The organism is Guyparkeria sp. SB14A, from assembly GCF_005096345.1.
In the GTDB taxonomy this organism is placed as follows: Bacteria; Pseudomonadota; Gammaproteobacteria; order Halothiobacillales; family Halothiobacillaceae; genus Guyparkeria; species Guyparkeria hydrothermalis.
In genome coordinates, this window is record NZ_SWAW01000009.1 from 63280 (window position 1) to 72852 (window position 9573).

At 66.9% G+C, this 9573-nt stretch carries 9 protein-coding genes; 8 read left to right on the forward strand and 1 reads right to left on the reverse strand.

From position 1 onward, the window contains the following. Positions 1–6: 6 nt before the first annotated feature. Positions 7–2721 carry a DNA polymerase I gene (polA, locus tag FAZ79_RS05560; RefSeq protein WP_136866984.1) on the reverse strand — a complete coding sequence of 905 codons (2715 nt, stop codon included), beginning with the start codon at positions 2719–2721 and terminating at the stop codon, positions 7–9. Positions 2722–2885: 164 nt separating this feature from the next. On the opposite strand from polA, the gene FAZ79_RS05565 reads away from it, so the two are divergent. The 8 genes from FAZ79_RS05565 to FAZ79_RS05600 all read left to right on the forward strand — a co-directional run bounded on the left by FAZ79_RS05565 (position 2886) and on the right by FAZ79_RS05600 (position 9415). Then, a complete protein-coding gene (locus FAZ79_RS05565) occupies positions 2886–3605 on the forward strand; it encodes a TIGR00730 family Rossman fold protein (protein WP_136866985.1) in 720 nt (239 codons plus the stop codon). Between the two features lie 89 nt (positions 3606–3694). Continuing rightward, positions 3695–4672 (forward strand): homoserine kinase, encoded by a 978-nt coding sequence (locus FAZ79_RS05570; RefSeq protein WP_136866986.1) that lies wholly within the window; start codon positions 3695–3697, stop codon positions 4670–4672. Next, positions 4669–5235 carry a TRAP transporter small permease subunit gene (locus tag FAZ79_RS05575; protein ID WP_136866987.1) on the forward strand — a complete coding sequence of 189 codons (567 nt, stop codon included), beginning with the start codon at positions 4669–4671 and terminating at the stop codon, positions 5233–5235. Before FAZ79_RS05570 ends, FAZ79_RS05575 begins: the two co-directional genes overlap by 4 nt. A 3-nt stretch (positions 5236–5238) precedes the next feature. Continuing rightward, positions 5239–6621 (forward strand): TRAP transporter large permease subunit, encoded by a 1383-nt coding sequence (locus FAZ79_RS05580; protein ID WP_136866988.1) that lies wholly within the window; start codon positions 5239–5241, stop codon positions 6619–6621. Next, positions 6602–7660, forward strand: coding sequence for a tRNA dihydrouridine synthase DusB (gene dusB, locus FAZ79_RS05585; protein ID WP_247709502.1), 1059 nt, complete (start codon positions 6602–6604; stop codon positions 7658–7660). Before FAZ79_RS05580 ends, dusB begins: the two co-directional genes overlap by 20 nt. Before the next feature lie 111 nt (positions 7661–7771). After that, a complete protein-coding gene (locus tag FAZ79_RS05590; protein WP_136866989.1) occupies positions 7772–8080 on the forward strand; it encodes a helix-turn-helix domain-containing protein in 309 nt (102 codons plus the stop codon). Between the two features lie 693 nt (positions 8081–8773). Then, the gene (locus FAZ79_RS05595) at positions 8774–8953 is read left to right on the forward strand and encodes a hypothetical protein (protein WP_136866990.1); all 180 of its coding nucleotides are present in this window, start codon (positions 8774–8776) and stop codon (positions 8951–8953) included. A 54-nt stretch (positions 8954–9007) separates the two neighbouring features. Further along, complete coding sequence (locus tag FAZ79_RS05600; protein WP_136866991.1) at positions 9008–9415, forward strand: DUF423 domain-containing protein; 408 nt, start codon at positions 9008–9010, stop codon at positions 9413–9415. The last annotated feature ends 158 nt before the right edge of the window (positions 9416–9573 follow it).

Sequence of the window (9573 nt, forward strand, 5' to 3'; positions counted from 1 at the left end):
CGAGTGTCAGTGCGCCTCGTCCCAGGACTCGCCGATCCCGATGCCCACCTCGAGCGGCACGCGCAGGTCGGCCGCCCGGATCATCGTGCGCTCGATCTCGTCTGCCAGCGAGGTCGCCTCGTCGGCGGGCACCTCGAAGATCAGCTCGTCGTGCACCTGGATGATCATGCGCGCCCGCCCGGTCGTCACCACGTTCGCGTGCAGGGCGAGCATCGCCCGCTTGATGATGTCGGCCGCCGTGCCCTGCATCGGCGCGTTGATCGCCGTGCGCTCGGCGTATTGGCGGCGCTGGCCGTTGCGGCTCTTGAGCTCCGGCAGGTAGAGGCGGCGGCCGAAGACCGTCTCGACAAAGCCGCGCTCATGGGCCCGCGCCCGGGTCTCGTCCATGTAGCGCGCCACGCCCGGGTAACGGGCGAAGTAGCGATCGATGTAGTCCTGCGCCTCCGTACGCCCCACCCCGATCTGGCGCGCCAGGCCGAAGGCGGACATGCCATAGATCAGCCCGAAGTTGATCGCCTTGGCGGCACGCCGCTGCTCGTCGCTGACCTCGCCGCCGTCGGCGAACACCTCGCGGGCGGTCGCGCGGTGGATGTCCTCGCCCTGCTCGAAGGCCTTGAGCAGGCCCTCGTCCCCCGACAGGTGCGCCATGATGCGCAGCTCGATCTGCGAGTAATCCGCCGAGACCAGCTTGTGGCCGGGCGAGGCGACGAAGGCCTTGCGAATCCGCCGCCCCTCCTCGGTGCGCACCGGGATGTTCTGCAGGTTGGGGTTCGATGACGACAGGCGCCCGGTGGCGGTCACCGCCTGGTGGAACATCGAGTGCACGCGCCCGGTGTCGGGGTCGATGCGCTCGGGCAGCCGGTCGATGTAGGTGGTCTTGAGCTTGGTCAGGCCGCGATAGTCGAGGATCAACTGGGCGAGCGGATGCTCGTCGACCAGGGCGGACAAGGCCTCCTCGTTGGTCGACGGCTCGCCCTTGGGCGTCTTGACCTTCACCGGCAGCCCCATGCGCTCGAACAGGATCGACTTGAGCTGCTTGGTCGAACCGAGGTTGAAGGCCTCACCGGCAATCTCGTGGGCCTGCGATTCAATCGCCGCGATCCGTTCGGCAATCGCCTCGCCCTGGCGCGCCAGCTGCTCGCTGTCGATCGCCACGCCGGCGCGCTCCATGGTAAACAGCACCGGCACCAGCGGCCGCTCGATCTCCTCGTAGACCGCCATCAGCGACGGCGTCTCGGCCAATCTCGCGCGCAGGCGGTCGGCCAGCTGCAGGGTGATGTCGGCATCCTCGGCCGCGTAGGGGGTGGCCACGTCGATCTCGATCTGGTCGAAGGTCAGCTGCTTGGCGCCCTTGCCCGCGATCTCCTCGAAGGTGGTGGTCTGGTGCGAGAGCTCGCGGGAGGCGAGCGTGTCCATGTCGTGGCGCGAGGCGGTCGGGTCGAGCACATAGGACTCCAGCATGCTGTCGTCGACCAATCCGGCGAGCGTGATGCCGTGGTTGGCGAGCGCGTGCATGTCGAACTTGGCGTTCTGCAGGATCTTGGTGGGGCACTCGTCCTCCAGCCACGGCTTGAGGCGGGCAAGCACCTGGTCGCGATCGAGCTGCGGCTCGACCCGTTCGCCGTGGGCATCCACGTGGGCGAGCGGCACGTAGATCGCCTCGTGCGGATCGATGGCAAACGACAGACCGACCACCCGATTCTGCATCGGCTCGAGGGAATCGGTCTCGGTGTCGAAGGCCACGCGCGGCGCCGCCTCGATCCGCTCGATCCACTGGTCGAGCGCCGCTACGTCGGTGATGGTTCGATAGTCGGCCTCAGGACGTTCGACCGTCTCGGTCACGCCCTCTCCCTCGACGAGACCCTGCTCACCGAACCAGCGGCGCAACGAGTTGAGCCCGTAGCGATCGGCCAGCGCCAACCCGGTCTGCACGTCGGCCGGCTCGATCACCAACTCATTCAGCCTCACCGGCAGATCGCAATCCGTGCGAATGGTGACCAGTTCGCGGCTGATGGGCAGGAACTCAAGCGAATCGCGCAACGACTGCCCGACCTTGCCCTTGATCTCCTCGGCGTGCCGGATGATCCCGTCGAGCGAACCATACTGGTTGATCCACTTGGTCGCGGTCTTCGGCCCGCATCCGGGCACGCCGGGGATGTTGTCGACCTTGTCGCCCACCAGGGCGAGAAAATCGATGAACTGCCCCGGGTGGATGCCGTATTTCTCCTCGACGGCGGCCACGTCGGTGGTCTTGTTGCTCATCGTGTTGACCAGGGTGACGCCGGGCGCGACCAGCTGGGCGAAATCCTTGTCGGCGGTGGCGACGATCACCTCCTCGCCATTCTCGCGCGCCTCGTGCATCAGGGTGCCGATCACGTCGTCGGCCTCGACCCCCTCCACGCACAACAGCGGAAAGCCCAGCGCGCGCACCAGGGCATGCACCGGCTCGATCTGCACCCGCAGGTCGTCGGGCAGCGGCGGCCGATGGGCCTTGTAGTCGGGGTAGATGTCGTCACGAAAGGTCTTGCCCGGGGCGTCGAAGACCACCGCCATGTGGCTGGGCGCGGCCTCGCGCCGCATCTTCAAGAGCATGTTGACCACGCCGTGGATGGCCCCGGTGGGCGTGCCATCGGGCGCGTTCAGCGGCGGGAGGGCGTGAAAGGCGCGGAACAGGAAGGAACTGCCGTCGACGAGAATCACGGGTCCGTTTCGATCGGACATGGTAGGATTTGCCCCTTTTTTCAATACCGTGGATATCAGGCCGGTACTATGCCACAGGCGGCACGGGCGCTGTGGATCACGCCGTCCTCGGTAACGGGCCCGGACGACCGATCCGGGCGGCCAAAAGCCACATCCCGAAACACCTCGGCGTCACGCGGTTTTGCATGAGCAGAAAGCTACCCAATCATCCCACCCGACTCGACCAGCAACAGCGTCTCTCGCAGGAGTCCTGGAAGGTCTTCCAGATCATGGCCGAGTTCGTCCACGGTTACGAGACGCTCGCCAGCATCGAGCCGGCGGTCAGCATCTTCGGCTCGGCGCGCTACAAGGAAGACAATCCCTGGTACGCGCTGACCGTCGAGGTCGCCGAAAAGCTGTCCAATGCCGGCTTCTCGGTGATCTCCGGCGGCGGCCCGGGCATCATGGAGGCGGCCAACAAGGGCGCACAGGCCGGCGGTGCGCCCAGCGTGGGACTCAACATCGCCCTGCCCCACGAGCAGATGGACAACGACTACCAGGACGTCTCGCTGCATTTCCAGCACTTCTTCGCCCGCAAGGTGATGTTCGTCAAGCACGCCTCGGCCTACGTGGTGATGCCCGGCGGCTTCGGCACCCTCGACGAGCTGGCCGAGATCCTCACCCTGGTGCAGACCGGCAAGTCGCGCCGCATTCCGATCGTCCTGCTGGGCAGCACGTTCTGGCAGGGGCTGATCGACTGGTTCGGCGACCAGCTCCTGGGCGAGAAGACCATCGCCGCCGAGGACATGCAGCTGTTCACCCTGTGCGACACGGCCGACGAGGCGGTGGACGCGATCTTCGATTTCTACCGAAACCGCGGTGTCACGGCGACCGAGGAAGAGCAGCAGAAACTGCTCGACCTCTGAGCCGGGCCAGCCAATGCCGGCCAGCCAATTCCAGCTAGCAACCCCGGGCCACCGACGCCGGGCAAACCCAAGCAACGAACGAGACCGACATGTCCGTTTTTACCAAGGTCGATACCGAACAACTCGCCACCTTCCTGACCCGGTTCGACTGCGGTGAGCTGGTCGAGCATCGCGGCATCGCCGCCGGTATCGAGAACACCAACTACTTCGTCACCACCACCGGCGGACGCTACGTGCTCACCCTGTTCGAGAACCACGGCGCCGACGAGCTGCCGTTCTTCCTCGACCTGATGGCCTATCTGGCCGAGCACGACATCCCCACCGCCCACCCGGTGCCGACGCGCGACGGGGCCTACCTGACCGAACTCAACGGCAAGCCCGCGGCCCTGGTCCAGCGCTTGACCGGTGCCTCGCTCGATCACCCGGACCCGGCGGCCTGCGCGGCGATCGGCCACACGCTGGCGCGTTTCCATCGCGTCTCGACCGACTTCCCCGAGTACCGCGCCCCGGATCGCGATCTGGCCTGGGCCGAGACCGTGGCGCGCCAGCTGCACGAGAAGGCCAGCGACGACGAGCTCGCGCTGCTCGACGACGAACTGGCCTTCCAGCGCGGCCAGTCGCGGGCGGACCTCCCGCGCGGTGCGATCCACGCCGATCTGTTCCGCGACAACGCCCTGTTCGACCACGGCGAACTCACCGGCATCATCGATCTCTACTACGCCTGCACCGATGCCCTCGCCTACGATCTCGCCGTGACACTCAACGACTGGTGCGTCGACGAGCGGGGCCAGTCCCGCCCGGCCGAACGCGACGCCCTGCTGGCGGGCTATCTCGCCGAACGGCCCCTAAGCCGGGCCGAGCAGGCGGCCTGGCCGGGCCTGCTGCGCGCCGCGGCGCTGCGCTTCTGGGTCTCGCGCATGCAGGATCAGTATTTCCCGCGCGCCGCCGAAATGACCTACATCAAGGACCCGACACCGTTCCGCCGCATCCTCGAGGCGCACCGCGCCGCCGGCGATCGGACGCGAACGTGGATCGAGTCCAACCAGCCCGACGAGGCCAACCGATGACGCCTGCACCGTCTTCCTGTCGATTGAGTCGCCTGGTCGATCGTCTCGACCGCGTGAACGAGTGGACCGGCCGAGTGGTCGCCTGGCTGGGCCTGGTACTGACGCTGACCGTCTTCGGCGTGGTGGCCCTGCGCTATGGCCTCTCGGACAGCAACCAATGGCTGTCCGAATCGATCACCTACTGGTTCGCGCTGCTGTTCATGCTCGGCATGGGCTACACCTATCGCCACGACGGCCACGTGCGGGTCGACGTGCTTTCGCGCAATGCCCGCCCCAAGACCCGCGCCTGGATCGAGATCATGGGCGTAGTCGTCCTGCTCTGGCCGGTCTGCCTGTTTATCGCGTTTAGCAGCCTCGAGTACGTCGGCAACAGCTGGGCGATGCGCGAGGGCTCGCCGGAGCCCGGTGGCATCCCGCTGTTGTATCTCCTGAAGACCCTGCTAATCGTCATGCCGGCCCTGCTCTTCTGGCAGGGGCTGGTCGAGCTGCTCCGGCACGTTGCCGTCCTGCGCAACGAGCAGCCCACCGAACCCGAGCACGGCTCGATCAAGGAGGGCATGTAAGGCATGGAATGGCTGCTGCTCCTGATGGTGCTGACCATCTTCGCCGCGCTGATGAGCGGATTCCCGGTCGCCTTCGTGCTTGCCGGCGTTTCGCTGGTCTTCGCCGGCATCGGCACGCTGATCGGCGTCTTCGACCACGGCCTGATGAGCGCCATGCCCAACCGCCTGTTCGGGATCATGCTCAACCAGACGCTGGTGGCCGTGCCGCTGTTCGTGCTGATGGGCGTGTTGCTGGAAAAGGCCCGGGTGGCCGACGACCTCCTCGAGAACATGAGCGCGCTGTTCGGCCGTCGCCCGGGCGGGCTGGGGCTGTCGATGATGCTGGTCGGCGCGATCCTCGCGGCCAGCACCGGCATCGTCGGCGCAACCGTGGTGACCCTGGGCCTGATCGCCCTGCCGGTCATGCTGCGCCGCGGCTACGACCCGCGCCTGGCCTCGGGTTCGGTCGCGGCCGCCGGCACGCTCGGGCAGATCATTCCGCCCTCGATCATCCTCGTGCTGCTGGGCGACCAGCTCGCTAACGCCTACACCCAGGCACAGCTCGACCAGGGCATCTTCTCGCCGGAGACGGTGGCCGTGGGTGACCTGTTCAGCGGTGCGCTGATCCCGGGGCTGATCCTGATCGCGGCCTACGCCGCCTACATCCTGTTCGTCGCCTGGCGCCAACCCGAGCGCGTGCCGGGCCTCACCGAGGCGGAACTGGCCGAACGCCCGCCGATCAGTCGCCTACTGCTCGCCCTGGCCCCGCCCATCCTGCTGATCGTGCTGGTACTTGGCTCGATCATGTCCGGCATCGCCACCCCGACCGAGGCGGCCGCCGTGGGCGCCGTCGGCGCCATGCTGCTCGCCGCCGCCAAGCGGCGCCTGAGCCTGCCCGTGCTCCACGAGAGCCTGACCGGCACCCTGCGGGTCACCGCGATGGTGTTCCTGATCTTCATCGGCGCCTCGATCTTCTCGCTGGTCTTCCGCGGCTTCGGTGGCGACGAGATGGTCCACGACCTGCTCAGCGGTCTGCCCGGCGGGGCGATGACGGCCCTCCTGATCGTCATGCTGGTGGTGTTCCTGCTGGGCTTCATGCTCGATTTCATCGAGATCACCTTCGTGGTGGTGCCGATCGTCGCCCCGGTGCTCCTGATGATGGGCATCGACCCGATCTGGCTGGGCATCCTGCTCGCGGTCAACCTGCAGACGAGCTTCCTGACCCCGCCGTTCGGCTTTTCGCTGTTCTACCTGCGCGGCGCGGCACCCCGGAGCATTCGCACCGGCCAGATCTACCGCGGGGTGTTGCCGTTCATCGCGATCCAGCTCGCGGTGCTCGCCCTGCTGGTCATCTTCCCGGACATCGTCACCTGGCTCCCCGAGACCCTTGACGTCCGCACGCCCTGACAGCACGACGCGGCCGGGACTGGCACCGATCGAGCTGGTCGGCCGTGACGAGCGGCTGCGGATCGACTTCCCGCTCGCGCTCGCGCCGATGGCCGGCATTTCCGATCGCCCCTTTCGCCAGCTGTGTTTCGACCAGGGCGCGGGACTGGTGGTCAACGAGATGATCAGCAGCAAGCCGGAGCTCAGGAACACGCGCAAGAGCGAACAGCGCCGCATCCGTCCCGACGACCCGGAGCCGCGTGCCGTCCAGCTTCTGGGCAACGAACCCCATGATCTTGCCGAGGCCGCGCGGCAGGCCTACCGCGACGGCGCGCAGCTGATCGACCTCAACCTGGGCTGCCCGGCGAAAAAGGTCTGCCGCAAGGCCGCCGGTTCGGCCCTGATGGCCGAGCCCGACACCGTCGCTCGGCTGCTCGAGGCCGCGGTCGAGGCCGTGCCCTGCCCGGTCACGCTCAAGATGCGCACCGGCCCGGACGAGGACTGGCGCAATGCCCCGGAAATCGCGCGGATCGCCGAGGAGGCGGGCATCGCGATGCTCTCGATCCACGGGCGCACCCGGGCGCAGAAGTACACCGGGCGCGCCGAATACGACACCATCGCGCGGGTGGTCGCCGAACGACGCATCCCGGTGCTGGCCAACGGCGACATCGAGTCGGTCGACAAGGCCGTCGAGGTCCTGGAATCGACCGGCGCCGCCGGCCTGATGATCGGGCGCGCCGCCTTCGGCCGACCCTGGCTATTCGCCCAGCTACGCGCCGCGCTGGAAGGCCGCACCGTGCCATCCGAGCCCGGCCCCGTCGAGGTCATGGGCTTCGTCCGCGAGCAATTCGAGAATATTTATCGCCATTACGGAAATGTGATGGGCGTGCGCATCGCGAGGAAGCACTGGGGGTGGTATTCTTCGCGGCTACCGATTGCCGAAGGGACGCGCAAGGAGTTCAACCGACTGGAGACCATCGAGTCCCAGCGCCGGTGGCTTGACCGGCGGGAGGCCGAGCTTCGCAGCGTATCGAGTCCGTCCGCCGCGCCAACTGCCTGAACGGCCCGCGGAACGCTCGAACCAGGGGACACGGGACGACCACGGAACCCTCCGGTCGTCCCGGTTTCTCGTGGCCCTGTCCGCCCCAATGCCGCGTTGTTGAAAAGAATAATGACCTACTCATCCAGCACCGCCACTGCCGAATCCAACGTGTCGTCACTCAACGGCAGCGCCCGTCGTGCGGCCGAGTGCCAGCGCGACGTGCACGAGACCATCATCGATGCGCTGGACATCCTCTGGGATGCCTTCGAGGAAGACCAGCCCAGCAACCTCTACCAGCTGGTCATGGGCCAGGTCGAGCGTCCCCTGCTCGCCCGCGTGCTCGAGCGCTGTGACCACAACCAGAGCCGGGCGGCCGCCTGCCTGGGCATCAATCGCAGCACCCTGCGCAAGAAACTGCGCGACCACGACCTGATCTGACCCCGCTGTAGCGCTTTTCCTCCGGCCTGAGCGGCCCACTCGCCCGGTTTCCCCACCCTCTCGATCGGGCCTCGGCATACACCCGTGGCAGCGCCGTTTCAGCCGCCTGTTGCATCGGCGCAAACGCCGCCGGCATGCGCTCCCCGCCTCGGGAAATTCTGCACGAATGCCATACCGCTCTGCGCGTCTTGAGCCGGGCAGATGCAAGGCGCTCGTCCGCCGCGGAAGGGTTGTTCCCTTTCCAAGGACGAAACCGAATCGGCAGGACGCCGATTCGGCCGGCGCTAGCCGGCCCGAAGGGCAAGGTCCAGGGACGGACCTCGCGACGCAGCAGATGCCCGGCTCAAGACGCGCCCTTTGGGGCCTGGCGAGTCGCCCGTGCTCCGCGTTGCGATGTCTTGACGTGGCCACCGGCACGCCAGCGACATCGCGCCTTGATCACGAACGACTCGCCAAGCCAGAGTGGCATGGCATTCGTGCAGAGTTTCCCCTGATAAAAATTTGCTTTGACCGGTCGAAAAAACGCGGTATAACGCGCCGGAAAATCGGCTGGTCAGCCCCGGGATCGGGGCGCCGGCCCGGGCGCCGCGTCCGGGACCCATGATGGCCTGCAGGACTTGGCCATGACCGTCGATCGATGCCAACGCGACCTCGCCGAGGTTGCCTTGAACGTGTTGATCACGCAGGTACATCATGAGCAAAGAAAACGACTATCAGGACCTCGACGATTGGGACGACACCGACGTCGAGGACGACGATCAGAACAGCGACTCGCTGCTCGACAGCATCAAGGGAACCAAGGACGCCCGCCGCCGGCTCGACGACCTCCTCGAGGAACGTCGGCTGCGCGCGCAGATGACCGACGATTTCTAGATCACGTGATCTAGACGTCTCGGGCCGCGGGCCGCCGCCAATCGGAGACGCCCCATGCCCGACGCCCGCCCGAATCCAGCCCCTGTCCCGCACCGGGGCGTGCTCGCCATCGGCCTGCTCGGCGGACTGCTTGCCGTCATCCTCGCCGCCCTCGCAGCCCATGGCCCACTGGCGCCGACCGATGTGACCGGCCAACGCCAGATCGACACCGCCAACCTGCTGCATTTCGTGCACGTTCTCGCGTTGATGTTGCTGGCCTTCTGGCCCGGCCCGGGCCCCTGGCGTCTGGTCACCGCCGCCTGCTGGATCGCGGGCACGCTGCTGTTCAGTGGCAGCCTCTACGCCCTCATCCTGTTCGGCCAGGCCTGGCCCGGACTGGTCACCCCGCTGGGTGGACTGCTGCTGATGCTCGGTTGGCTCGCCTGGCTGACCGGCGTTATCCGGGCGAAAAAGGCACCCTAGGACCGGCTACAAAACAGAAAAGTACAGAATCATCTATGGCCTGCTCCCCGATCGCAAGCCCCCGGTGGGGTGGTGGATAATCAGGTTGCGTCAATCTATTCGGCCTCCTCGTGGAGCGGTTCAGTGCTCCGGGCCTCGATGGAGAAATCCGCGCCTGT